The following is a 23,625-nucleotide window of genomic DNA, read 5'->3' on the forward strand; positions in this document are numbered from 1 at the left end:
AATAATGCCCAGGTTTTTTGTAGCCCCGCAACAAGTGCAGGGTGACAGCGTTATCGTGACAGGCTCTGAAGTACACCATATTAAAAGGGTATTGCGACTGGGCCCGGGTGATGTAATTACATTACTGGATGGATGTGGCAATTTTTATGAAAGCCGTATCGAAGGCTTGACTGGGGAAACTGTTACCTGCCGGGTGCTCCGGCAGGGGGTGGCCGGGGGTGAACCTCCCTTGCGGGTGGTACTGGTGCAGGGATTGGCCAAGGGCGACCGAATGGACACTGTTATTCAAAAGGGTACTGAACTGGGTGCGGTGGCATTTTGGCCCGTGTTTTGCAAGCGTAGCGTGGTGCGCCTGGACGCATCCAAAAAGGCTTCTCGCCTGCGGCGCTGGCAGCGCATTGCGGCCGGGGCCGCCAAACAGTGCCGCCGGGCGCTGGTGCCTGAGGTGCTGGAACCGCTGGAATGGTCTAAGGCCTTGGACCTTATGCCACCCGGTGCCCTGGTGCTGATTCCCTGGGAGGATGAGACTGTCTGTCCCCTCAAGGAGGTATTGCAGAGCAGGCCCAGGCCGGATGAGGTATATCTGCTGATTGGTCCTGAGGGCGGCCTGGAAAACTACGAAGTAGAAGAAGCCCGCCTGCGGGGTGGGATCCCCGTCACCCTGGGCCCGCGCATATTGCGTACTGAAACGGCCGGTCCCGCTGTAGTGGCCATGATACTATACCAGTGGGGCGATTTGGGGGGGTAATATTTTACATGTCTGAAAAGAAGGTGGCTCTGACCACTTTGGGCTGCAAAGTCAATCAGTATGAATCAGCGGCTCTGGAGGAGCTGTTCCGGCGGCGCGGTTACCAGGTGGTCGATTTTGATAGCCCTGCGGATGTGTACATAATTAATACCTGCACGGTGACTCACCTGGGTGACCGCAAATCCAGACAGCTAATCCGGCGGGCTGGTAGAACAAACCCGGAGGCCGTGGTAGCGGTGACGGGCTGCTATGCCCAAACGGCGCCCGATGAGGTGCTGAATGTAGAAGGCGTTGATTTGGTGGTGGGTGCCGGGCACCGGGCTGAAATTGTGGACTTGGTGGAAAACGTATCTAAAGGGCGCAAAGTGAAGGCGGTTGAGGACATTGCCCGGTGTCATGACTTCGAGGAACTGCCGGGTGAGTCACACCAGGGCCGGGTACGGGCTTTTTTGAAGATCCAGGAGGGCTGTGAGAATTACTGTTCTTACTGTATCATTCCCTATGCGCGGGGTCCTTTGCGCAGTCGTTCGCCGGAGAATGTGCTGGCTGGTGTGCGTAACTTGGTGGAAAGCGGCTTTAAGGAAGTGGTGCTCACCGGCATCCACACCGGTGCTTACGGCCGGGGAAACCAAGACGGTGTTGACCTGGTCGGGCTGCTGGCTTTGCTGGCCAATGTACCGGGCTTGGTCAGATTACGGCTCAGTTCTTTGGAACCCAATGATATTACTCCGGATTTGCTGGATTTAATGGCTGCCGGGCCGCCGTTTTGCCGCCACTTGCACATTCCACTGCAAAGTGGAGATGATTATATTTTAAAGCGAATGAGGCGGCGCTATGATACGAACTATTTTCGCAGACTACTGGCCAGTGTGAGAGACAAACTGCCCGAAGTTGGTATAACTACAGACATTATGGTAGGCTTTCCCGGCGAGGAAGATGAACATTTTCGCAATGGCTGTACCTTTGTAAAGGAAATGCAGTTTTCAGCACTGCATGTTTTTAAATATTCTCCCCGCCGGGGGACACCGGCTGCGGGTTTTCCCGATCAGGTAGATCCCCGGGTCAAGGAAGAACGCAGCCGGAAGTTGATTGCCGTTGGCCATTCACTGGCCCAATCCTTTGCCGCCCGGTTCCTGGGTAGAACCGCATCTGTGCTGGTGGAGCAGCCCGTAGATATATCTGAGCACCTGTTCAGTCAGGTAGACCAGGACCTGTCCGGAGATGCAATGAATGCATCCGGGGAGTTATTTGAGGGCTTGACCGACAACTATGTGCGCGTGTACTTCCCGGCCCAGGACAGCTTGCGGGGACAACTGGCGGACGTAAAAGTAACCGAACTTGGTGGCACTGGATTAAAAGGAAGAATAATTTATAAATAAGCAGGATTTAGAGGGGCTGTGTTGAAATGTAATAGCAGCCTTTAAATCACCGTTATGCTTATGTTTTTAGGGAGGAGGTGGAAGAAGGTGCAGGATTGTATTTTCTGTAAAATAATAAAAAGGGAAATCCCGGCTGAGATTGTATATGAGGATGACCATATACTGGCGTTCAAGGACATTCAACCGGCCGCCCCTACCCACCTTTTATTTATACCTAAAAAGCATATTCCCACGTTTTTTGACTTGCAACCCGAGGACAGCCACATTCTGGGGGAGCTGCAAAGAGCTGCCGCTAAGGTAGCCAGGGACATGGGTTTGACGGAACGGGGATTCAGGCTTGTTTCCAATTGTATGAAGGATGCCGGTCAGTTGGTATGGCACATCCACTATCACTTTTTGGCCGGTAGAACGCTTCAATGGCCGCCTGGGTAATTGACTCTATGGAGGGCGTATTGTATAATATTATGGTGTGGTAATTTCTATTTGGAGGTTGTTTTTAAGCTTGATTTTAAAGCAAGTTTTACGGTTTAAGCGGAGGGGAGGGAAGAGTCAGTGGCAGAAGTTAGAGTAGGCAAGAATGAAACCCTGGACAGCGCCCTCCGGCGTTTTAAGCGCACCTGTCAAAAGGCAGGGGTTCTCGCTGAAGCCAGAAAACATGAACACTACGAAAAGCCCAGCGTGAAAAGAAAGAAAAAATCAGAAGCTGCTCGTAAGCGCAAGGCTAAATTTTCCAAGTCATTTTAATTAAATATTGTTTAATAAGAGACCTTGCGCGGTCTTAAACAACAAACGTATATGCCCGGTGCTAACAGCGCCGGGCATTTAAAGTATTCATATGTGGGTGTATATGATGCTTCCGCAGGTGTGTACCCATGGTGGTGACTGACGGCATAGTGTGGTGGCTTTCGAAGTTGAAAACAGCTAACTTGCCAAAGCCCGATGATATTAATCTTGCCGGCAATACGGGTGTTTTTGCTGTAAAGGCATTACTTTTTAATATTAATTTGGGCAGTTCCGATGGCGGTAATTAAGAGATGATCTTGAACTATGGTATGAATCTAATCGCATAACGGAGGTGATTTGGGTGTCACCAGAACTGATTCCGTGGCTGGCGACTTTGGCCTTTTTGCTGGGCATATTGGCGCTAGTGCTGGAAGTATTTATTTTGGGTTTTGGAGTAGCTGGACTGGTGGGTATTATACTAATCGGCTGGGGTATAGTGTTATTAAGTATGGATGTTACTCTTACTTTTAAGTCTCTTGTAATTGCTCTGGCGGTCAGTATAGTAATACTTATTGTGGGTATCAAGGTTATGTCCAGGTTTAACCTCTGGCAGCGGCTAACCTTGGGTAACAGGCAGCGTAACGACGAAGGGTACAGTGCATCAAAGAAGGAATTGGTGGATTATGCAGGCCAGGTAGGCATCACTTTGACCCCGCTGCGTCCGTCCGGGGCTGCTGAAGTGGGCGGTGAGCGCTTGGATGTGGTCAGTGAAGGGGGATTTATTCCGGCCGGGGCTAAAATCAAGGTGGTGCGTGTGGAAGGGATTCGTATCGTGGTAAGGACGTGGGATCAAACTTGAACAAATATAATATCTGTGGTACGTCACTAACCATGGCGGGGGCAAATTTTTCAATATGCTTTAGTTATGGAAAAAACTTAGTGGGGTAAAAATATACTATACTTTTATCCTTGAGCATAAGTAAAGGGTAGAAAATTATATTTATAGAGGGGGTATTTAATGTTTGCCGGTATTACTTTTTTAATTTTGTTGGTACTTATTATACTGGCCGTGGTGATATTGTTCAGCTTTATACCGGTGGGGCTATGGATCTCGGCCCTGGCCGCCGGTGTGCGGGTAGGTATTGTCACTCTTATCGGTATGCGTCTGCGCCGGGTTATTCCGTCTCGCATCGTAAACCCGCTGATTAAAGCTTACAAAGCCGGGCTGGATATATCTGTAGACCAGTTGGAAGCTCATTACCTGGCTGGCGGCAATGTGGACCGGGTGGTGGATGCGTTGATCGCTTCGGAGCGAGCCAATATCACTCTGCCCTTTGAGCGGGCGGCCGCCATAGATCTGGCGGGCCGTAATGTGCTGGAGGCCGTACAGATGAGTGTTAACCCCAAGGTTATCCAAACTCCCTGGGTATCAGCGGTGGCTAAGGATGGTATTGAAGTTAAGGTGGTGGCCCGGGTGACGGTGCGGGCCAATATTGACCGGCTGGTAGGCGGTGCCGGTGAAGAAACCATACTGGCCCGGGTAGGTGAGGGGGTAGTATCCACCGTGGGCTCAATGGATAACCACAAAGAAGTGCTGGAAAACCCCGATTCCATTTCCCGCACTGTTCTGGAAAAAGGGCTTGATGCGGGTACTGCATTTGAAATATTATCTATTGATATCGCCGATGTGGATGTGGGCCGGAACATTGGTGCCACACTGCAAATGGACCAGGCCGAGGCCGACAAAAATATTGCCCAGGCTAAAGCTGAGGAACGACGTGCCATGGCGGTGGCCCGGGAGCAGGAAATGAGGGCCGCTGTGGAGGAAATGCGGGCCAAAGTGGTGGAGGCCGAGGCCCAGGTGCCGCAGGCCTTGGCTGATGCATTGCGGGAGGGTAATCTAGGAGTTATGGATTACTATAATATGCAGAATATATTGGCCGACACAGGTATGCGGCAGAATATATCCAAGATGGGTGAAGATAAGGAAGATAAGGAAGGAAGCAACTATCTTAAAAAGTAACTTTGAAAACCTTGTCATAAACTTCATGGGTATTTGGGAGGTTTAACATGTGTCGACAACCATTATTATTCTGATCATTGCATATGTAATTATTAGCAAAATCATGGGCCGGGACGGCCGTAACCTGCCACAAAGGCCCACCGGCCGTCCCCCTGGAGATGTTGAACAGCCTCGCCCGGACTATGCATCTTCGCGTGATGAAGACGTGCTGCTGTCCGGCCCGTGGGAAACATCTCCGCGCAGTGAAGATGGGCCGTTGTCCGGCCCGTGGGATATATCCACTCGCGGCGAGGATGCCCCGTTGCCAGGCCCGTGGGAGCAGGAGTGTTCTACTGGTGCCGAAAATAAGCCGCAGTCACCGACGGAGCGTGAAAATGAGCCGCAATTTCCGCGACAACAGCGGGAACAAACTAATCCTGCGGGTGACCCTCCGTTAGTATTGGGTGAACAGGATAGGCCGCGACGGCTTTTAAATGTAGCGCCGCAAGGGGATGCTGATCACAGTGACCAACCGGTTGCCCCTTTGTCGCGGCCGATTCCGGCAACAGACCCAAGTCGGTGGAGATGTAATGCTGGAAACCCACTTGCTGCCGCATTAAGCAGCAAAAACGCCCTGGTGGGGAGCATGATCATTGGTGATGTATTAAACTCTCGTGGCGGCAGGATTAAAAAAAGGCCTGGCCAATTTTGATTGTGTTAACATTAATGTAATTAAATGCTCAAATATTACTGGGTTGTTAGATTTTGTATTTATTTGCTATCCTTATTCAGGCGCTTGTTTAACTGTCCCAGGACCAACGATAAAAGTAACCCCGGCGCTAGTGTAGCCAGTATAACCATAATGGTGTTATACGTATACCAGGCTATCAAGTAAACCATGGCGATTAAAATAGACATAAGCATTAAGGGAAAGCTTATCTTGAAAAACTGAAAGAAACCCACCAGAACATTGTTTCTTTCAGCCATGCCTACTGCTACCAGGTTGGCTGAGGCACCAACAATGGTGCCGTTGCCGCCCAGACAGGCCCCCAGAGAAAGGGACCACCATAAGAAATCGATGTTTTCTAAAGCACCCAGTCGCCCCATCTCTTTAATCAAAGGTATCATGGTAGCTACGAAAGGGATGTTGTCCACAAAGGAAGAAGCTACGGCCGACAGCCATAAAATGAACAGCCCTGCGGGGAGTATAGAACCTCGAGTGGTATCCAGGGCGAACATGGCGATAGATTCAATAACTCCGGTGGCTTCCAACGCGCCCACTACTACAAACAATCCGATAAAAAAGAATATTACTGGCCATTCCACGCTATGTAAGGCACGTTCTGGATCGAACCGGGTAATTACCAGCAAAATTGAGGCCCCGGCTAATGCTATAACGGAACTTTCCAAATGCACCAGTTGATGTAGAGTAAAGCCAACAATAGTCAGGGATAAAACAAATATACATTTTTTAAGTAAAACAACATCTTTAATCTCATTATTTTCGTTTATTTCCATAATGGCCTGCTGCAGCTGTGTAGTTGTTTGCAGGCTGTTTTTATAAATGCGCAGCAGTATGTATAATGTCAGTGCATAAATAACTACCACCACAGGGGCCAGGTTGATTAAAAAATCCATAAAGCCCAGGTGCGTAGCGCTGCCAATCATAATATTGGGGGGATCGCCGATAAGGGTAGCTGTCCCGCCGATATTGGAAGCAAGTATTTCGGTTATTATGAATGGCAGAGGATTTACCTTAAGCTTGGTGGTAATTGCTAAAGTTACGGGCACAATAAGCAGCACAGTGGTTACATTATCCAGCAGGGCTGAAAAAACTGCCGTCAACAATGCCAGCGATGCCAGTACCCTTAGCGGCTCACCCCGGGCCATTTTGCTGGTGCGAATGGCTACATATTCAAATAACCCGGTTTGCCGGGTAATACCCACGATGATCATCATGCCCACCAGTAGCCCGATGGTATTAAAATCTATATAATGAACGGCTTCATCCGGGGTTAATATCTTGGCCAGCATAATAATTGAAGCTCCTGCGAATGCAGCCACGGCACGGTGTATTTTCTCTGAAACGACCACGGCGTAGGTGATTAAAAAAATAACAATGGCCCAAAATGATGTGTTTTCTAACATATTGGTCCCCCCTTAACATTTTAAGGATGCCTTATTTTGATCAACTTTAACCATACGACCGCAAAATAAAATTAGCCGGTATTCCCTATAATGTAATAGGGAATACCGGCTAATATATTTCTTGGTAACTTACCTGCCGCTTTGACTCATGGCCGGGTTAAAAATAACATTTACAAATCTTGCACGGGCACGTTTGGTTTACTTTATTTTCTTCTTAATAAAATAACCCTCCGGGTCTATTTCTTCCCGCACCAGTCTAATTTCTTCCAGAGTCGGCGGCTCAAACTGGTATACATTATCATCCACCAGTAGCTCGAAGCCGGTGTTTTCCTGTACGCTTTGTACCGTCTCCCCGGGCATGGTGGCTAAAAGTTTCATGCGCCGTGTATTTTCATCAAACCCCAGCAGTGCACGGGTGGTAATGACCCGGTATGGTCCCTTGCCTACCAGTCCCGCTTTTTTACGGGCACCGGGGCTGCCGTCTAAAAAACCCGGGCTGGTTAAATAGCTTAACTTTTCTTTAAAACGTCTCTTTTCATGGACCATGATAATGATGATACGTTCGCAGGATGCAGCCATATCACTGGCACCGCCGCTGCCAGGCAAGCGTACTTTCGGGCTTTGGTAGTCCCCAGGAAATTCACCGATCATAGTTGAGTTTAAATTACCATAGATGTCTATTTCGGCACCACCGATAAAACCGTAGTCGCAAAAACCCCGCTGGGCCAGTTCAAAAGCGGAATTAAGCCCCTGTAGGTACATGGCTTTGCTGGTGGTGCGTGAATCACCCACAGAAAGCGGCAGCCCCCTGGTTAAGCGTGGCCCTACTGCCCCTGCTTCAAACACCGGTATAATTCCTGCGGCATGGGTTAGTTGGGCAAGAGTTATGGCGACCATAGGCAGTCCGGTACCTGCAAATACTACTTTGTTGTTTTCGAGTATTCGGGCCCCGGCTACCACGATCATTTCCTGGGGGGAAAAATCATCGGCATAGTAGTCAAGGATTTCCATATTATATGCCTCCCCGGGTGCCCAGTTTTTTCACTGACCTGGCTGACGTTTTATAACTGTCACCGGTGTCCTGCCTTGATACACCGCGAATGAGACGAAAGTCCCTAATTTCAATTTGTTGAATATGCTGCAACTGGTTATACGGTATTTGGCTTAAAAACTCCGCTGTATTTTGGACGCCGTAAATATAATGATCGTAGTACATTTCCAGTGGTGCGCGGTCGCCTTTCCTAAAAGCCTCTCCGGCAGTCTGAAGCTCCTTGATGTGCTTATCATCAAAATAATAATGACTGTGGCAATTGCCGGGGTAGGCACCAAAGGGCACTTCCACCACCGCGTCCACAGAAAAGAAGGGTATATTTACCCGATTGGGGTCACTTACAATACTTTCATGCTCCACTATCCGCTCGCAAGTTAATATGGTATATCCCGCTGCCATAGCTATTTCCGGACAAGTGAACAATGGCCCCTGGATTTTACAGTTACCGTAAATATCGGCTTCCTGTACGTGAACCAGTGCCACATGGGGGTGCGCGGCGGGCAGTAAAGCCACCGGGTCGTCAGTAAAAGGACAATCCATTATTTGAGAACGATTTGCTTGCATAACATCGCTGCCCAGCGGACTGCGGCAGGGGATGAATGGAATACCCATGGCGCCGGCCTTAAACCTGGCCGACATATTAAAATTGCTCCAATCTTCCAATTCAACTTTACCGCTTTCGGCTAAATAACGAAATAGGGGTGATATACCGAACGATTCATGTGCCCAATAAGCAAATTCCATTCGCTTGATTGAACACAGGGCTGGGTTCAGTGCCATAGCGCCGGCCAGGTATTCTAAAGCCAGTCCGGCGGATTGAAAAGAGAGGGTTAAATCCTTTTTTTTCTGTCTGATAATCTCATGAATTGCTGCCACAGGCTGGCGGCTGTTAACAAAACCGGCAATACCAATGTTATAGCCGTCTTTAACAAAAGTGTTGATAGCCTCGGCCAGCCCCATACGCTTGTCCTTTTTGGACTTATCCTTATTGACAAGGATTTCCCTGGCTTCATCCGGCGTAAATCCAGTCCAGTACATAAATTCCTCCATTTTGTGTGTAATTTAATAGTTAGCAAAATAATTATAGCATATATTGTTTGATTAATTAGTCAGAAAATAATAAATAATACAAAATACATGACAAAATACATGACAATGTTTAGTATGAAAAAAAACCGGGCCAGGTAATAATCAACGGTTGGCAAGGACTACATAGCTAACCCATATATATAAAACGTTAAAATTATTAAGCAATAGTAATAGCTTTATGCGGCTTGTTAAGCCAGTTATTGATTTCGAACATATTGGAGATATCCCCTAATAGCAGTTTTTCTTTAATACCGTAATACTCAAGGCAGGTGCCACAGGAAAGTACGGCGGTGCCATGTGTGTGTAATTTTTCCAGCTGTTCCTGCACTGGAGTACCTGCACAGGTTAAAAATACACCGGTATTCAAAAACAATAGCGCCGCAGGCGGGGGATCCATGGCCACCAGGGTGGTGAACAGGCTTTTCATCAGTACCTGTCCCAGATCCGGCGAACCTTGGCCCAGTGCATTGGTTGTAATGAAATAAACCGGCCCGACGGTGGGCGTAACGGCAGCAGGGGTGGGGGCTGCGCTTTCGTTAGTTTGATTTGCTGTAGCCTGGGCGCCAATGCGGGTTATAGTCAAATGATAAAAGCCCTCTTTGGGCTGTTCGTTTACCTGGTAGCCCGCATTTTTGGCGAACAACACTACGTTTTGACGGGCAACATCGTTATCCACAATGGTGGTAACGGTGTCGACACCTGCTTCTTCAAGAGCTTTTTTGGTGTTGATTACCGGGTGTGGGCAGGCCAATCCCCGGCAGTCCACTAATTTATGATTCATTTATTAATCCTCCTCGTGTTGTCTAACAAAGTTATTATCGGGGTGTCGCCCCTAAATAACACTGATCAGCTTATCTTGAATCGGCAGCACCTGGCCTATTACTGCCGATGGTGTGCCTTGGCCCGCCAGTTCCGCCACCAACCGGTCTGCCAGGGACCCTGGCACCGCTATAAGCAGTCCACCTGAAGTCTGTGGGTCGAACAGTATCATTTGTTCTTCAGGTCTAAGGGAATTGTCCAGGGTTACCTTGCCAATTAGGTATTCTTTATTATCATAAGCGCCCCCCGGTATAATACCCATGCGGGCCATCTCTATTGTTTCGGGCAGCAATGGTACCGCAGAAAAACAAATCTCCAGGCTGACTTGACTGGCCGCAGCCATTTCGGCGGCATGACCAAGCAGGCCAAAACCGGTGATATCGGTACATGCGCTGGCATTGTACCGTTGCATGCTTGCAGATGCTTCTTTATTTAGCGCGGACATGCACTGCGCTGCTTGTTTGGCGGCTTCAGGAGACAGCAAGTCAGCCTTGATGGCAGTATTAATAATACCGGTGCCCAGTGGTTTGGTTAATACCAACCGGTCGCCGGGCCGGGCGGTGGCGTTGGAGATAATACCCCCGGGTGGTGCCAGGCCGGCAACTGCCAGCCCATATTTAGGCTCATCATCTCGTACCGTGTGACCCCCGGCAATAATACCGCCTGCTTCCACCACTTTATCAGCCCCACCCTTTAGAATATCCTCCAGGACGGCAATAGGCAGGCAATCGGGAAAACAGACTATATTCAGGGCCAAAAGCGGTTGGCCACCCATGGCATAAATATCGCTTAAAGCGTTGGCCGCGGCAATTTGCCCGAATAAATATGGATCATCTACCATGGGAGTGAAAAAATCAACAGTTTGTATTAACGCCTGATGTTCATTCAGTCGGTATACGGCGGCATCATCCGAGGTATTCAGCCCCACCAGAAGGTTCGGGTCTTGGGATACGGGTAATTGTCGCAGAACCTGCGACAGGGTATGCGGCCCTATCTTGGCTGCTCACCCGGGTGTTTTGGCCAGGCTGGTTAGCCTTACTGTTTTATTAGTCATTATTAGGTCGGCCTCCTTATCTATAGCATGTCACTTAATGTCTATTAAAATTTAAACAAGTTGTTATAACGTGTCAGTCGAATATTCTGTTTATGTTTACTAATTCCTTTATGAAAATAATAAAAAAATTTTATAGATAGATCGCAATCTAATAAAAATGCTTATTTTTTTAATAAGCACAGCTATAAAAAGACCGGCAAAGGTATACATTAAAGGTATGGTTATGATAAAATTTGTGGGTAAATTAGTTTAACCATATATAAGGAGGAAATAACATTGCAGCCATTTGAAGTAATCATTTTTGGCCTTAATGCCCCGGTACCCCATGTAGGCTGAGGCCCCAGTCCCTCCGCAGGTTGCGGATCAGAAAAAACCATGAAACAAGATGCCGAGGAATTGGGTGCTACCTTGAAAGGAAGCTTTGGTGATGAGGTTGATGTAAAGTTTGTAGATGTTTCCACCGAGGCACTTAAGGAGTACCCCAACATTGAATCCATTTTGCCCCGGGTTCGGTTACCGCTGACGGTAATCAATGGCGAGCCCCGCTTCCACGGTGGCATTTCTGCCGAAGTTATTTCGGATGCCTTGCAGAACATAAAAAAAGAACAAAGCAATTAATTTAACGGGCTGCGCAAGTTCGCTGGCATATTTAACCAGACAGACGTTATTTTTCCCCTCCCCGCCGCATAAATTAGTGGCGAGGAGGGATTTTTTATGGCCTGGAGAGATCTAAAAAATAAGGTTAAACGTCAATTTTCAGATGTCCTGGATTTACCAGGGGATATTATGCTGGATTTGCCCAAAATAGTGCTGGTCGGCAACCTGCAGGTGTTTATTGAGAACCATCGCGGTATTCAAGAATATAACCCCCGTTTGGTGCGGGTGGTAGTAAATGACAAAGTGATTGAAGTAACCGGTGAAAATTTGACACTGCGTAATATTATGCCTGATGAAATCTGCGTGGAAGGACAAATAACCGGTCTTATTTTTCTAAGTTAGGGGGGCGAAAAATGTTTTTAAAGATATTAAACTACCTGGATGGTTATGTAACCATTACGCTTCCCGAGGAATGTCTGGAGAAGTTTGTTAACATGGCTACCACCCGGGGTATTTACCTATGGGGCATAACTAATGCGGCTGGAAACCAGGTAGCTTTAAATGCTCGTTTAAGAGATGTACAACCCCTACGCCATGTGGCCCGTATGACCCGCTGCCGTTTCCATATTATAAACCGCTCCGGTTTGCCCTTTTTTATTGGCAAACTGCGGCGGCGCCGGGCATTACTGGGCGGGGCATTGTGTTTTGTTATTGCGCTGTACGCGCTGTCATCTTTTATATGGTTCATTGATATAACAGGTAATCAATCGGTTACTGAAGATAAAATTGCCCGGGTTGCCCGGGAAGCCGGCCTATATCGCGGAGCTCCCAAGCGGTCTTTAGATACGGCGGAGCTGGAAAAAACTATTATGCAGCAGGTAAACGACCTGGCCTGGGTTGGCGTGTCTGTTGATGGGACAAGGGTATTGATCAAGGTCGTTGAAAAAGTGTTGCCGCCTGACAATGGGGAGCATCCCGTGGATATCGTGGCACTAAAGGACGGACTGATCAAGGAAATACTGGTATTGTCGGGGCACCCGCTGGTCCGGGAAGGGGATACCGTTACCAGCGGTCAAGTGCTAATATCGGCGTTAATACCGCCCCCTGAAATTGAGGAAGAGTCTAAACCTAATGCTGCTGAAGGAGAAGCGGAAAAAGAGCAGCAGCTGACATTACAATATGTGCATGCACGTGGGATTGTCCGGGCTCGCATATGGTATGATGTATATAATGAAATAAAACTTGAAGAGCAGGTAACCAAACCCACCGGAAGTGAGATTACCAAACTTTGCATGAAAATTGGGGGTAAGGAAATAATTTTAATGGGCCCCCATCAAGTGCCCTATGTACATTATACCGAGCACAGGGATGTGAAAAGGTTACCGGAATGGAGGAATATTAAAGTACCCGTCGAAGTTATAACGGTTAAATATACCGAACAGGGTACTTATACTAATAAATTAAGCAGGTCCGAGGCCCGTCGTCTGGCCGAAACCCAGGCGTTGGATGAATTGCGCTCACAAATGCCGAGCGGGGCAAAAATATTAAATACACAGGTGCGGGAAGTAAAAACCGCAGGTGAAGAGGATATTGTCCGGGTTCGGGTACAGGTAGAAACACTTGAGGAAATAGGCATGGAAAAACCTCATCAACAAGACGGAGGAGGTTCTGGTATAGTTGACCCAAAACACGGAAACCAGGCTGATGGAAACCAGAATAATCATTGACGATATTGGTGCCGCTGCGGAGATATTTGGTAAGCATGATGAAAATTTGTCATTGTTAGAAAGCTCATTGGGTGTGAAAATGGTGGCCCGGGGTGAAGAGTTGGTCATTATGGGGCAGCGGGAGCAGGTTGAAAAAACACGGGAAATAATTGAGCAGCTGCAGTCATATTACCAGGCCGGCAACCGGCTCACAAGGCATGAGATTAATTATGCCATCAAGTCGTTAAATTCCGGTAAGGCCGGGGCACTGGCGGGCCTGGCCCGTGATGTGGTGCTGGTTACGGCCCGGGGCAAAAAAATCAAGCCCAAAACAGTGGGACAGCAGCGGTATATAGAAAAATTACTCAAACATGATGTGGTATTTGCCCTGGGTCCCGCCGGCACGGGAAAAACATATTTGGCGGTGGTAATGGCCGTCAGAGCGCAGCGTAACCGGACCGTAAACAGAATAGTCTTGACCAGGCCGGCAGTGGAGGCAGGTGAAAAACTGGGCTTTTTGCCCGGCGATCTGCAGGAAAAAGTAGATCCTTATCTACGGCCGCTGTATGACAGTCTTTATGATGTGCTGGGTATTGAAAATACACAAAAGTACCTGGAGCGACAGGTGATTGAGATTGCTCCCCTGGCTTACATGCGGGGCAGAACACTGGATGATTCCTTTGTCATTTTGGATGAGGCGCAAAATACTACTCCTGAACAAATGAAGATGTTTCTCACTCGCTTGGGGTTTGGCTCCCGGGCCGTGATCACCGGTGATGAAACCCAGGTGGATTTGCCCAGGGGACAGCAATCGGGTTTGGTGCACGCCCGCCGGGTGTTGGACGGTATTGAAGGGATCGCTTTTCATCACTTCACCGGTGAGGATATTGTCAGACATCCTTTGGTGCAACAAATTGTCCGGGCTTACGAGGAAAAAGGGGCTTTGGCGGAAAAGACTGAGGTGTGATTTATATGCTTCCTCTGAGAACGGTAAAAGGAAAACTTACGGATAGTTTCAACCGGCTGGCCGGCAAGCGTAAAGTGCGCAGGGGGTTGGCCGCCGGTTTATTTTTTGTACTGCTCACTTTGCTTATGTCTGTGGATTTTATGCCCCAGAAGGTAAATCTTGTGGTTGGACAGGTTTCTCCTACTAATGTTTTTGCCCCGCGCAACGTCATTTTTCAGGATAAGGTAAAGACCGAGGAGGCCCGCAATCTGGCGGCCAATCAGGTGGCACAGCAGTATATCACCGACCCGCGGGTGAGCGTTGATGTACAGCAGAATATATCCACAATGATAAATACCATAAGTGAAATTCAGGGAAATCCGGAGCTGGATAAAAGCCAAAAAATAGCACAGCTCAAAGAAGAGATGCCCTTTGATCTGCCCAGTGATGTGCTGAAAACACTGGCCGAACCTGATCCGGGCAGCCTGGAACGGGTGAGAAACAACCTGACCTCGATGATAGCCCGGGCTATGGAAGCCAGGGAGGGCGTAACCCAGGAAAATATTAAAAACGTGGAAAGTTCGCTGGTGAACGAGATTAACAATCAGCAGCTGAATAACTCTTATACAGCGCTGGCGACGGAAATGGTGCTTTATTATTTGCGCCCCAATAAGTTCTTCGATGTTGAGAAAACCCAGAGCTTGCAGCAGGCGGCCAGGGAAGCTGTATCCCCGGTGATGGTAACAATTAAAGAAAGGGAAAAAATTATTGGCGTTGGGGAGATAGTCACCGAGGAACACATTGCCAAACTGGAGGCTCTTGGCCTTTCCCGCCCCATACTGCCGGTTTCCTCCATCCTGGGTTCAGCTTTACTGGTAGCCTTGTTGATGACGGTGGTGCTTTTTTACCTCTACCAGCAAAACAGGGAAATATATAACCATGCCGGTCATTTATACCTAATGGGTATCATAGTGATGGGTGTGTTAGGTGTTTCCAAGGCTGTAATTGCTATTAATATTACCCAGTGGCCGGAATTTGGAGCTCTTTTAGCTTATGTCGCTCCCATAGGAGCGGCGGGTATGCTGATTGCCATATTATTAGATTCACGACTGGCCGTGCTGGTGGTGGCTATTCTTAGTTTTCTTCTGGGTCTGATGACCGGTGGTCAGATAAGGTTTGCCGCAGTGGGACTTATCGGCGGCTTTACAGGCGTTTACGGGGTGAGCAAACTCAGCCAGCGGGGTGATATGGCACGGGCCGGTTTTTATACGGGAGCGGCTAATGTAGCAGCTATCTTTGCCATGGGCTTGATCGGGGATACGCCCATTGGCTTGCTGATTACTTCAAGCCTGCTATTGGGTACCGTAAATGGCCTGCTATCTTCTATTTTGACCAACGGAGCTATACCCTATTTGGAAAGTGCTTTTGGCATTACCTCTTCTGTGCGCCTGCTGGAGCTGTCCAATCCGGGTAATCCGCTTTTGCGACGCTTGCAAATCGAAGCGCCGGGCACCTATCACCATAGTTTGCTGGTGGGAAACCTCGCTGAGGCTGCGGCAGATGCAGTGGGGGGGGATACCCTGTTGGTGCGGGTTGCCGCATACTATCATGATATTGGTAAAATGAAGCGGCCCTTTTTCTTTATTGAAAACCAAATGGGGGGGGACAACCCCCATGATAAAATAGCGCCTACCCTGAGCACCCTGATTTTGACTTCCCATGTCAAGGACGGCGTGGAACTGGCACGCGAGCATAAATTACCCAAGGGAATTATTGATATAATCGAGCAGCATCATGGCCATGGCATGTGTAGTTTCTTTTATCAGAAGGCTATGGAGAATAATAAAAACGAAGGCGTTACTGAAGATGATTTCAGGTACGAAGGCCCCAAGCCACAGACCAAGGAGGCAGCTATTGTTATGCTGGCCGATGCAGTGGAGGCAGCGACCCGAGCCATGCAAAACCGTACCCCCGGACGGGTGGAGGGTATGGTACATAAAATTATTAAGGATAAGCTTATGGATGGGCAGTTGGCTGAATGCGACCTCACTTTGAAGGATCTGAACATTATTGCCGGCGCATTTATTCGGGTGTTATCCGGGATATTCCACAATAGGATAGAGTATCCGGATATGACCAAAGAAATGGAAAGGAGAAAAAATAAACGTGCCGGTACTCGAAGGCTGCCTGCAGGAAAGGGCGCCAATTAATAACGATGTAGAAAGGGGAAAGAATAAACGTGCCGGTACTTATAAGTAATCTACAGGAAAAGGTACCAGTCGATCACGACTTGGAACACCAGCTTACCCGGGTGGTGGCGCAGGCACTGGCTGATCACGATATACCCGAGAATGCCGAGGTAAGTGTGGTATTAGTGGACGATGAATATATAACCTTTTTGAATGGGCAGTATCGCGGTATTGATGGTCCCACGGACGTGCTCAGCTTTGCCATGCTGGAAGGCCCCGCCATGCCCGGGGATGAAGACGAGCCTATGTTGGGCGATGTGGTAATTTCTTTGGAAACCGCCCGGCGACAGGCAGTTGAATACGACCACAGCTTTACCAGGGAAGTGGCTTACTTAACCGTGCACGGGGTCCTGCACCTACTGGGCTACGATCACGAAACCCCGCCCGACAAACAAAAAATGCGCACCCAGGAAGAAACCATCCTAACCCGAGCAGGCCTCCCCGCCCCCTCTACCGGCACCACACCTTCCGGTGCCGGGTGTTGAAAGGTTGAAAGTTGATCCACTGCTAATTACTGCTTTCGCCCTTCAGTCACCTTTCAGCACCGGGTTTTAGTTCGCCTATTGGGATATGATCAGGCAGGTCAAGAAAGGTTAACACCGGCGTGGGTAATTGGGAAAGTTGATGCCTTGGGCGGATATGCTCCGGACTTAAAACTTAATTGTCAGGTGTGGGTGATATGGAAGAGGTGATGGCGGTTGCTTCGCCTGATACGTAGCTTTCGGTGGGCCATACATGGTATAGGTTATGCTTGTAGGACCCAGCTGAACATGAAAATTCACCTGCTGGCGGCAGCATTGGTAATGGCTGTTGGACTGTTATTACAAATGCCGCCAATAGAGTTAGCCGTGCTGTCTATAACGATATTTATGGTGCTGGCTGCGGAAATGTTTAATACCGCCCTTGAGGCGGCGGTGGATCTGGTTACTCCTGAATTTAATTTACTGGCCAAAATTGCCAAGGATGTGGCTGCCGGTGCAGTGCTGCTTACCGCTTTAAATGCGCTGTTAGTGGCTTATTTATTGATCTGGCCCCGTTTGTGGGACTTAATGAGGTGATTGAATGAAGCCGGAACAACTGATTACCATGGCCCTTAAGGCCCGGCTAAACGCCTATGTTCCTTATTCAAACTTTGCGGTGGGCGCAGCCTTGCTTACCACCGGCGGCAATGTATATACCGGTTGCAATGTGGAAAACTCATCCTATGGACTTACAGTTTGCGCTGAACGGATAGCGTTGTTTACCGCTGTGGCCAGTGGTGAGCGCAAATTCACTGCGCTGGCAGTGGTGGCTGGTACCGAAGAATATTGCAGTCCTTGCGGGGCCTGCCGCCAGGTACTGGCTGAATTCGGCGGTGAAACCAAAGTTTACTTGGCTAACCGGCATGGTGCCTATCGAGAAACGACCGTTGCCGAACTGCTGCCGGTGGCTTTTTCTCTGAAAGACATTACTTAATTTTTTAGGTGGAGTGTATGCAAATCACTGTGGCTATATAGGTAAACTCTTTACAGCCTTTTATATGCATGTAACGCAGGGGAGGTTGCTGCACCATTTTTTAATGAAAGGAACGGTAAAAATTAAATTGCATGATCCAGGTTTTAAATCAGGTTTTGTAACCATTGTAGGTCGAACCAATGTAGGTAAATCTACCCTGCTGAACAATATGCTGGGCCAAAAATTAACCATCATGTCCGATAAACCGCAAACAACCCGCCATAAAATACAATGCGTGCTTACCGGCGCGGATTACCAAGCCGTTTTTATCGATACTCCGGGCATTCACAAGCCAAAGCATAAACTGGGTGAACATATGGTGGGGACGGCCTTGAATGCACTGCGGGAAGTAGATGTGGTGCTGCTGTTGGTAGAAGCGGCCATGCCCGGTCCGGGCGACCACTACATGCTGGAACAGTTAAAGAAAGTAACCGGCCCGGTGCTGCTGGCCATCAACAAAATTGATCTAATTAAGCCCGACGAATTGATGCCTATTATTGCAGCTTTCCAGAAAACCGGCAATTTTGCTGATATTGTGCCTGTTTCAGCACTAACCGGGGAAAATGTGCAGCATCTCCGGCAAGTAATTATCAATTATTTGCCCGAAGGACCCCAATATTATCCCGACGACATGGTGGTGGATCGCCCGGAGCGGTTTATCATGGCCGAGCTGATCAGAGAAAAGGTGCTGCATCTAACCAGCCAGGAGGTGCCTCACTCCGTGGCCGTGGTAGTTGATGAGGTGGAACAAAGATCCCAAGAACTGGTGGCGGTGCGGGCGGTTATTTATACCGAGCGGGAAAGCCAAAAGGGCATATTAATCGGTAAGGGCGGTCGCATGCTTAAAGAAGTGGGTAAACAGGCCCGCCAGGAGTTGGAAGCTTTACTGGGCTCAAGGATTTTCCTGGAGCTATGGGTCAAGGTAAAAAAAGATTGGCGAAATAGAGATATAGATATGAGGAATTTCGGGTTGCTGGAGGAATAAATTCTTTGACAATTATACATGCAAGTAATAATATATATTTGGGGTAATAATTAAATAATGTTCTTCGTTAGGTGAGGCTACTATACAGACACAGGCCACTGCCCGGAAATGTCGAGAGACAGTAACGGGTCAGCAGGTATTACCGAATTAAGGTTTTATCTAATGTGGCTGAGAATACCTCTCTAGCTGTATAGAGCCAAAACTGCACGAATGAAGAAGGCGAATTAATGTTTATTGGTCTTCATTTGTTATTTTGAAGGCCTTTTATATTGCTTTTGATAGGGGGTGACCTGCATGGAAGAATCTCCTCACCGACGAAGTTTGGCTGTTTATGGTGGTTTAAAATTGCATAACTTCCGTGGAGGTGACCCGCATGATCAAAACTTATTTCTACGATGCCACCCGGAAACTGTTAGTCCATGACGTAGATTTAACTCAGAAGGATTTAATTCAACATGAGGATGATTTACTTTGGGTGGATTTGTATGATTTTGAAAATGGGCACGAGTTGAATTACCTGGCCGGTATCTTTGACTTTCACTACCTGGCGGTGGAGGACTGTTTGCAACAGAGTCCCCGGGCTAAGGTGGACGCTTATGATAAATATTATTTTTTTATGCTGCATGCTCTGCGCTATAAGGAAGACAGCGACGAAGAAATTATGCTGGAGCAGCTAAATGTTTTTTTAAGCTCCAATTATGTGGTAACCGTACACCGTAGAACACTTCCGACTTTGGGCCGTATGGCCAGGGAATGCCTGTCCAATAGGACCAAGTATATGGAGGAAGGTTCCGACATGTTTTTATACCACATACTGGACGGTATTACCGATGAATATTTCCCAATCCTTGACCGTATCGATCAGCGGGTTGACGAGCTGGAGGATCAGCTGTACGAGCAGGCCAGCAAGGAGATTACCGAGGAATTCCTGGCCCTGAAAAGGACTATTTTATCCATGCGCAGGGCCATTTTACCGCAAAAGAGAATGTTTTCCGGGTTAAATGGCCAGTTTGTGTTCCAAATTTCCAAGGAAAGCGAACCCTACTATCTTGATTTGGTTGACCATATTGAGCGAATTATCGACTCCATTGACGGTTTTAGAGATTTGCTGGACGGTGCCTTGGAGACATATTACTCCATCATCAGCGCCCGGACCAATGAATCCATTCGTGTACTGGCCGTTATATCATTTATTTTCATGCCCCTGACCTTTGTGACCGGCTTTTTCGGTATGAACGTGCCGTTACCCGAGCAGCACAGCCCCTGGTCCACCGTCGCTATTGCCGCGGGACTGATGGGTGTAACAGCATGGATGTTTCTGGTGTTTAAAATGAAAAAGTGGATATAAAGATAAAAAGACGGACCTGTTTGAATACCTTCTTGTCCCAATAGCTGCGCGGTATTCAATGAAGGCCGTTCTTTTTTGGGCAACCCCGTTATCAGTCACATTGGCAGCCACGGCTTTGTATCTTTAGCTTCCCGTCCGGTAAGGTGCTCCAGTTTCACAATTTCCCATATTTCTTTGATAATTGTTCCGCATTCTACTTGTACATTTTAATTGAGATAAGGATAGAAATGAAAGCAACTTTGTAACATTGTTGTTGCGCTGTCGGCAAGCAGAAAATATACTCTCAAAAACCAGACTTTCTTGCGGGGTCTGGCTTTTTCTAATGTATTCATAAGACTATTATTATGCTGATTAGTTTTTCGGCCATGTTAGGGGGGTAACAATTGTATAGTGTTTTTCTGGTGGAAGATGAGGTAAATTTGTGCCAAATATTGACTACATATTTAACCAAGGAAGGCTGGACGGTGCGGTCCTTTACCGATGGGCAATCTGCACTACAAGCCATTGAAGAGCAGCCGCATCTTTGGATTTTAGATATTATGCTTCCCGATATAGACGGCTACCAGTTGCTGCGCAGTATCAAAGAGGCGTCCCCGGAAGTTCCGGTTATCTTTATATCTGCTCGTGATGCTGATTTGGATCGTATTATAGGCCTGGAGATGGGCGGTGATGACTACCTGGCCAAGCCGTTTTTGCCCCGGGAATTGGTACTCCGCGCACACCGTCTTTTGGAGCGCGTTTATAAATCCAGGGAATCCAAAAGGTCGGCCATTGATTTGCAGCCCTATACTTTGGATGAAGAAAGGCGAATAGCCCTGCAAGGATGTTATAACATCGAATTGACGTCAAAGGAATACGATATGGTTTTATTTTTTGCCAAACACAGGGGCCAAGCTTTATCCAGGGATCAAATTATCAACCATGTGTGGGGAGAGGACTATGTAGGCACCGACCGCTCCGTGGATGATTTGGTGCGGCGTTTGCGCAGGAAAATGCCGGAACTGCGCATTGAAACAATATATGGCTTTGGTTACAGGATGACGGTTAAATGAAAAAAGTATCTCTTACAGTTAAAATTTGGCTTGCCCTTTCTCTGGTCAGTCTAATGTTGTACCTAATTACCTTACTTGTTATGCCTTCACTTATTAGAAGTTTTTTTACGGATGCCTTGATGGAACCACATAAGCCACCACCACCGGAACAAAATATTATTAAAGATAAATTACCTTCTTATTTTAGTTTTCGAGGTATAAATATTCGTAGCTTAATTATTCTGGATGATGGAACTACGATACCGGTACAGGCTAAACAAGTAGTTACTGCATCTCTTATCCATGAAATCAGGCAAAATGCCGAGTCCCAACAGAAGTCCAGGCAGATGTATGAGTATGTTGATAATCAGGGAAGTGTTCGCTATGTAGTACAAAAAAATATGATTTACGGGCATGATTTATATCAAATTTCATTCTTTAAAAAGTCGGAAGAAGACATTTTTATAAAAAATTTATTACTTAATTTCATGGTATTTGCCGGTATTACCTTGATTATCAGCTGGTTTTGTTCACTTTTTATTGCCCGTTATTTGACCCGGCCTTTAATTCAAATGAAGCAGCATGTAAAGCGCATAGCCAATCGTAACTGGCATGAACCCCTGGATGTGAAACAAGAGGATGAAATCGGCCAACTGGCCGGTTCTATAGAAACCATGCGCCAGCAGCTTGTCCGGCAGGATGAAGCGCAGCAATCCATATTGCAAAATATCTCTCACGAGTTAAAAACACCGGTTATGGTGATCCGCAGCTATGCCCAGGCCATACAGGACGGGGTTTATCCCAAAGGCGATCTGGCCGGTAGTATTCAGGTAATTGACGAGGAAGGCGTGCGCCTGGAAAAGTTGATTAAGCAATTGCTTTATTTAACCCGCCTTGATTATCTGGTTACCCGGGAACAGGCTTACCAGCAAATACAATTAGATAAGCTGGTTGAAAAAACATTGCAGCTGTTTTACCTGCAACGTCCTGAAATAATCCGTCAATTAGACCTACAGCCGGTAATTATTGCAGGAAGTGAGGAAACTTTAAGGGTCATGATAGAAAACCTGCTGGAAAATCACCTTCGTTACGCTGACTCACGTATTGAAATTACTCTGGGCTTAAATATTGAACAAACTGAAATATGGCTTTGCTTTTGGAATGACGGCTCACGAATTGAGCCCCATATTTATGATCAGCTGTTCCAGCCATTCCACAAAGGCCGGGAGGGTAAATTCGGTCTGGGATTGACTATTGTGCAGCGCATCGTAAGAATGTACAAGTGGCAAATTGATTTATCCAATGAAAGAGACGGTGTATCTTCAAAGGTGAAAATACCGTTAAGTCACTCTTAATCCGGTGCCAAGCAATACCTCTGACAAATTTTATTTTTTCCCATATTTCTTTGATAATTGTCCCACATTTGCTTTGTATATTGTAAGTGTGGTTGGCCACTTAAAATATATTGTTGGGAGGAATTAATTAAATGAGCAATTGGAAGACGAAAGTTTTATCTATTGTATTAGGATTCTCAGTGTTGGTACCTACTGCATCTTTTGCGGCTGATACCGTTACAGCCCCGGTGGATTTGCCTTCTAATGCAAAATTCAACTACCATCAACGATTTGACGGCGAGCAAGGCCTGTCAGCTCAGGACAATATTTTGGGTCTGGTCAGCAAATATGCGCCGGACAATATGGAAGAGTGGCAAAGCGTTATTGCTGAACGCGAGCAATTAATGAGTGAATTAAAAGAACAGGCACCCGAGCAGCGGCCTATATTATCCGATGAGATGAAAGAAAAGTTACAAGCTGTCCGGGAAGCAGTTAAAAACGGCACCATGACTCAAGAGCAGGCAGCCGAGGAGCTTAAGGAACTTGGTTTGGAAAAAGCAGGTGAAATTAAGCAGCGGCCTGAATTATCCGATGAGGTAAAAGAAGAGTTAGAAGCTGTCCGGGAAGCAGTTAAAAACGGTACCATGACCCGGGAACAAGCCAGTGAGGAATTTGAAAAACTTGGCCTCCAGGGAAAACGGGATTTACCCAATCAAAATAATATTATGGTTCAACTGGATAGCGCTGTAGAATCAGGTGATGAGTCCACCATTAAAGACCTTTTAGCACAGCTACTGGAACAAATGAAAGAGAAAAACCAACAACTCTCTACCAAATTGTCGGAAATAAATTAAGGCCTTTAAGACGGACTCTCTTAGGAGGGTCCTTTTTTTTGGCATAGTTTTATTTCACAATTTCCCAT

26 protein-coding genes and 1 riboswitch are annotated in these 23,625 nt (G+C 47.4%); of the genes, 21 read left to right on the plus strand and 5 right to left on the minus strand.

Going from position 1 to position 23,625, the window contains the following annotated elements; translation table 11 throughout:
* The first annotated feature begins 4 nt into the window (after nucleotides 1-4).
* The 8 genes from DESGI_RS06290 to DESGI_RS06320 all read left to right on the plus strand — a co-directional run bounded on the left by DESGI_RS06290 (nucleotide 5) and on the right by DESGI_RS06320 (nucleotide 5,564).
* On the plus strand, nucleotides 5-748 hold the full coding sequence (locus DESGI_RS06290; RefSeq protein WP_006522625.1) for a 16S rRNA (uracil(1498)-N(3))-methyltransferase: 744 nt from the start codon (nucleotides 5-7) through the stop codon (nucleotides 746-748).
* An 8-nt stretch (nucleotides 749-756) separates the two neighbouring features.
* The gene (gene mtaB, locus DESGI_RS06295; protein WP_006522626.1) at nucleotides 757-2,127 is read left to right on the plus strand and encodes a tRNA (N(6)-L-threonylcarbamoyladenosine(37)-C(2))-methylthiotransferase MtaB; all 1,371 of its coding nucleotides are present in this window, start codon (nucleotides 757-759) and stop codon (nucleotides 2,125-2,127) included.
* Between the two features lie 87 nt (nucleotides 2,128-2,214).
* Nucleotides 2,215-2,559 (plus strand): histidine triad nucleotide-binding protein, encoded by a 345-nt coding sequence (locus tag DESGI_RS06300; RefSeq protein ID WP_006522627.1) that lies wholly within the window; start codon nucleotides 2,215-2,217, stop codon nucleotides 2,557-2,559.
* Nucleotides 2,560-2,679: 120 nt separating this feature from the next.
* Nucleotides 2,680-2,871, plus strand: a complete 192-nt coding sequence (gene rpsU / locus DESGI_RS06305) for a 30S ribosomal protein S21 (RefSeq protein WP_006522628.1) — start codon at nucleotides 2,680-2,682, stop codon at nucleotides 2,869-2,871.
* A gap of 128 nt (nucleotides 2,872-2,999) precedes the next feature.
* Nucleotides 3,000-3,158 (plus strand): hypothetical protein, encoded by a 159-nt coding sequence (locus tag DESGI_RS24435; RefSeq protein WP_006522629.1) that lies wholly within the window; start codon nucleotides 3,000-3,002, stop codon nucleotides 3,156-3,158.
* Nucleotides 3,159-3,211: 53 nt separating this feature from the next.
* A complete protein-coding gene (locus DESGI_RS06310) occupies nucleotides 3,212-3,709 on the plus strand; it encodes an NfeD family protein (protein WP_006522630.1) in 498 nt (165 codons plus the stop codon).
* 159 nt (nucleotides 3,710-3,868) lie between these two features.
* Nucleotides 3,869-4,873, plus strand: a complete 1,005-nt coding sequence (gene floA / locus DESGI_RS06315; RefSeq protein ID WP_006522631.1) for a flotillin-like protein FloA — start codon at nucleotides 3,869-3,871, stop codon at nucleotides 4,871-4,873.
* A 49-nt stretch (nucleotides 4,874-4,922) separates the two neighbouring features.
* Nucleotides 4,923-5,564, plus strand: coding sequence for a hypothetical protein (locus DESGI_RS06320; RefSeq protein WP_006522632.1), 642 nt, complete (start codon nucleotides 4,923-4,925; stop codon nucleotides 5,562-5,564).
* A gap of 59 nt (nucleotides 5,565-5,623) precedes the next feature.
* Here DESGI_RS06320 and DESGI_RS06325 read toward each other — a convergent pair whose 3' ends face one another.
* The 5 genes from DESGI_RS06325 to selD form a co-directional block, all read right to left on the minus strand.
* Nucleotides 5,624-7,000 carry an ArsB/NhaD family transporter gene (locus tag DESGI_RS06325; RefSeq protein WP_006522633.1) on the minus strand — a complete coding sequence of 459 codons (1,377 nt, stop codon included), beginning with the start codon at nucleotides 6,998-7,000 and terminating at the stop codon, nucleotides 5,624-5,626.
* 198 nt (nucleotides 7,001-7,198) lie between these two features.
* Nucleotides 7,199-8,011: a CoA-transferase subunit beta gene (locus DESGI_RS06330; RefSeq protein ID WP_006522634.1), complete on the minus strand. Its 813-nt coding sequence runs from the start codon at nucleotides 8,009-8,011 to the stop codon at nucleotides 7,199-7,201.
* A 1-nt stretch (nucleotide 8,012) separates the two neighbouring features.
* Nucleotides 8,013-9,089, minus strand: a complete 1,077-nt coding sequence (locus tag DESGI_RS06335; RefSeq protein ID WP_006522635.1) for a CoA transferase subunit A — start codon at nucleotides 9,087-9,089, stop codon at nucleotides 8,013-8,015.
* A 208-nt stretch (nucleotides 9,090-9,297) separates the two neighbouring features.
* Entirely contained in the window at nucleotides 9,298-9,921 is a 624-nt protein-coding gene (gene yedF, locus DESGI_RS06340) for a sulfurtransferase-like selenium metabolism protein YedF (protein WP_006522636.1), read from the minus strand.
* Between the two features lie 51 nt (nucleotides 9,922-9,972).
* Nucleotides 9,973-11,013: a selenide, water dikinase SelD gene (gene selD, locus DESGI_RS06345; RefSeq protein ID WP_015617929.1), complete on the minus strand. Its 1,041-nt coding sequence runs from the start codon at nucleotides 11,011-11,013 to the stop codon at nucleotides 9,973-9,975.
* 375 nt (nucleotides 11,014-11,388) lie between these two features.
* On the opposite strand from selD, the gene DESGI_RS06350 reads away from it, so the two are divergent.
* The 13 genes from DESGI_RS06350 to DESGI_RS06410 all read left to right on the plus strand — a co-directional run bounded on the left by DESGI_RS06350 (nucleotide 11,389) and on the right by DESGI_RS06410 (nucleotide 23,557).
* On the plus strand, nucleotides 11,389-11,631 hold the full coding sequence (locus tag DESGI_RS06350; protein ID WP_006522638.1) for a hypothetical protein: 243 nt from the start codon (nucleotides 11,389-11,391) through the stop codon (nucleotides 11,629-11,631).
* Between the two features lie 96 nt (nucleotides 11,632-11,727).
* Entirely contained in the window at nucleotides 11,728-12,012 is a 285-nt protein-coding gene (gene yqfC / locus DESGI_RS06355; protein WP_006522639.1) for a sporulation protein YqfC, read from the plus strand.
* Nucleotides 12,013-12,023: 11 nt separating this feature from the next.
* Nucleotides 12,024-13,337, plus strand: a complete 1,314-nt coding sequence (gene yqfD / locus DESGI_RS06360) for a sporulation protein YqfD (protein ID WP_006522640.1) — start codon at nucleotides 12,024-12,026, stop codon at nucleotides 13,335-13,337.
* Entirely contained in the window at nucleotides 13,315-14,283 is a 969-nt protein-coding gene (locus DESGI_RS06365) for a PhoH family protein (RefSeq protein WP_041285269.1), read from the plus strand. Before yqfD ends, DESGI_RS06365 begins: the two co-directional genes overlap by 23 nt.
* A gap of 5 nt (nucleotides 14,284-14,288) precedes the next feature.
* Nucleotides 14,289-16,472, plus strand: coding sequence for an HD family phosphohydrolase (locus tag DESGI_RS06370; protein ID WP_006522642.1), 2,184 nt, complete (start codon nucleotides 14,289-14,291; stop codon nucleotides 16,470-16,472).
* Between the two features lie 29 nt (nucleotides 16,473-16,501).
* Nucleotides 16,502-16,996, plus strand: coding sequence for an rRNA maturation RNase YbeY (gene ybeY / locus DESGI_RS06375; protein WP_006522643.1), 495 nt, complete (start codon nucleotides 16,502-16,504; stop codon nucleotides 16,994-16,996).
* A 213-nt stretch (nucleotides 16,997-17,209) separates the two neighbouring features.
* A complete protein-coding gene (locus DESGI_RS06380; RefSeq protein ID WP_015617930.1) occupies nucleotides 17,210-17,569 on the plus strand; it encodes a diacylglycerol kinase family protein in 360 nt (119 codons plus the stop codon).
* 4 nt (nucleotides 17,570-17,573) lie between these two features.
* Nucleotides 17,574-17,966, plus strand: a complete 393-nt coding sequence (locus DESGI_RS06385; RefSeq protein ID WP_006522645.1) for a cytidine deaminase — start codon at nucleotides 17,574-17,576, stop codon at nucleotides 17,964-17,966.
* A 103-nt stretch (nucleotides 17,967-18,069) separates the two neighbouring features.
* On the plus strand, nucleotides 18,070-18,990 hold the full coding sequence (gene era / locus DESGI_RS06390; protein ID WP_083939779.1) for a GTPase Era: 921 nt from the start codon (nucleotides 18,070-18,072) through the stop codon (nucleotides 18,988-18,990).
* A gap of 56 nt (nucleotides 18,991-19,046) precedes the next feature.
* A riboswitch (M-box (ykoK) riboswitch) is annotated at nucleotides 19,047-19,212 on the plus strand.
* Nucleotides 19,213-19,363: 151 nt separating this feature from the next.
* Nucleotides 19,364-20,338 carry a magnesium/cobalt transporter CorA gene (corA, locus tag DESGI_RS06395; RefSeq protein ID WP_006522647.1) on the plus strand — a complete coding sequence of 325 codons (975 nt, stop codon included), beginning with the start codon at nucleotides 19,364-19,366 and terminating at the stop codon, nucleotides 20,336-20,338.
* A 383-nt stretch (nucleotides 20,339-20,721) separates the two neighbouring features.
* Entirely contained in the window at nucleotides 20,722-21,390 is a 669-nt protein-coding gene (locus tag DESGI_RS06400; RefSeq protein WP_006522648.1) for a response regulator transcription factor, read from the plus strand.
* Nucleotides 21,387-22,724 (plus strand): sensor histidine kinase, encoded by a 1,338-nt coding sequence (locus DESGI_RS06405; RefSeq protein WP_006522649.1) that lies wholly within the window; start codon nucleotides 21,387-21,389, stop codon nucleotides 22,722-22,724. Before DESGI_RS06400 ends, DESGI_RS06405 begins: the two co-directional genes overlap by 4 nt.
* 131 nt (nucleotides 22,725-22,855) lie before the next feature.
* Nucleotides 22,856-23,557 (plus strand): hypothetical protein, encoded by a 702-nt coding sequence (locus DESGI_RS06410; protein ID WP_006522650.1) that lies wholly within the window; start codon nucleotides 22,856-22,858, stop codon nucleotides 23,555-23,557.
* Nucleotides 23,558-23,625 lie beyond the last annotated feature (68 nt).

This window comes from Desulfoscipio gibsoniae DSM 7213, from assembly GCF_000233715.2.
In the GTDB taxonomy this organism is placed as follows: domain Bacteria; phylum Bacillota; class Desulfotomaculia; order Desulfotomaculales; family Desulfallaceae; genus Sporotomaculum; species Sporotomaculum gibsoniae.

Coding starts and splice junctions, on each gene's coding strand:
- mtaB (WP_006522626.1), top strand. CDS start 757: ATGTCTGAAAAGAAGGTGGCTCTGACCACTTTGGGCTGCAAAGTCAAT.
- DESGI_RS24435 (WP_006522629.1), top strand. CDS start 3,000: ATGGTGGTGACTGACGGCATAGTGTGGTGGCTTTCGAAGTTGAAAACA.
- DESGI_RS06405 (WP_006522649.1), top strand. CDS start 21,387: ATGAAAAAAGTATCTCTTACAGTTAAAATTTGGCTTGCCCTTTCTCTG.
- DESGI_RS06370 (WP_006522642.1), top strand. CDS start 14,289: ATGCTTCCTCTGAGAACGGTAAAAGGAAAACTTACGGATAGTTTCAAC.
- floA (WP_006522631.1), top strand. CDS start 3,869: ATGTTTGCCGGTATTACTTTTTTAATTTTGTTGGTACTTATTATACTG.
- era (WP_083939779.1), top strand. CDS start 18,070: ATGAAAGGAACGGTAAAAATTAAATTGCATGATCCAGGTTTTAAATCA.
- DESGI_RS06410 (WP_006522650.1), top strand. CDS start 22,856: ATGAGCAATTGGAAGACGAAAGTTTTATCTATTGTATTAGGATTCTCA.
- corA (WP_006522647.1), top strand. CDS start 19,364: ATGATCAAAACTTATTTCTACGATGCCACCCGGAAACTGTTAGTCCAT.
- DESGI_RS06365 (WP_041285269.1), top strand. CDS start 13,315: ATGGAAACCAGAATAATCATTGACGATATTGGTGCCGCTGCGGAGATA.
- DESGI_RS06335 (WP_006522635.1), bottom strand. CDS start 9,089: ATGTACTGGACTGGATTTACGCCGGATGAAGCCAGGGAAATCCTTGTC.
- DESGI_RS06350 (WP_006522638.1), top strand. CDS start 11,389: ATGAAACAAGATGCCGAGGAATTGGGTGCTACCTTGAAAGGAAGCTTT.
- yqfD (WP_006522640.1), top strand. CDS start 12,024: ATGTTTTTAAAGATATTAAACTACCTGGATGGTTATGTAACCATTACG.
- DESGI_RS06290 (WP_006522625.1), top strand. CDS start 5: ATGCCCAGGTTTTTTGTAGCCCCGCAACAAGTGCAGGGTGACAGCGTT.
- DESGI_RS06325 (WP_006522633.1), bottom strand. CDS start 7,000: ATGTTAGAAAACACATCATTTTGGGCCATTGTTATTTTTTTAATCACC.
- DESGI_RS06330 (WP_006522634.1), bottom strand. CDS start 8,011: ATGGAAATCCTTGACTACTATGCCGATGATTTTTCCCCCCAGGAAATG.
- yqfC (WP_006522639.1), top strand. CDS start 11,728: ATGGCCTGGAGAGATCTAAAAAATAAGGTTAAACGTCAATTTTCAGAT.
- yedF (WP_006522636.1), bottom strand. CDS start 9,921: ATGAATCATAAATTAGTGGACTGCCGGGGATTGGCCTGCCCACACCCG.
- DESGI_RS06385 (WP_006522645.1), top strand. CDS start 17,574: ATGAAGCCGGAACAACTGATTACCATGGCCCTTAAGGCCCGGCTAAAC.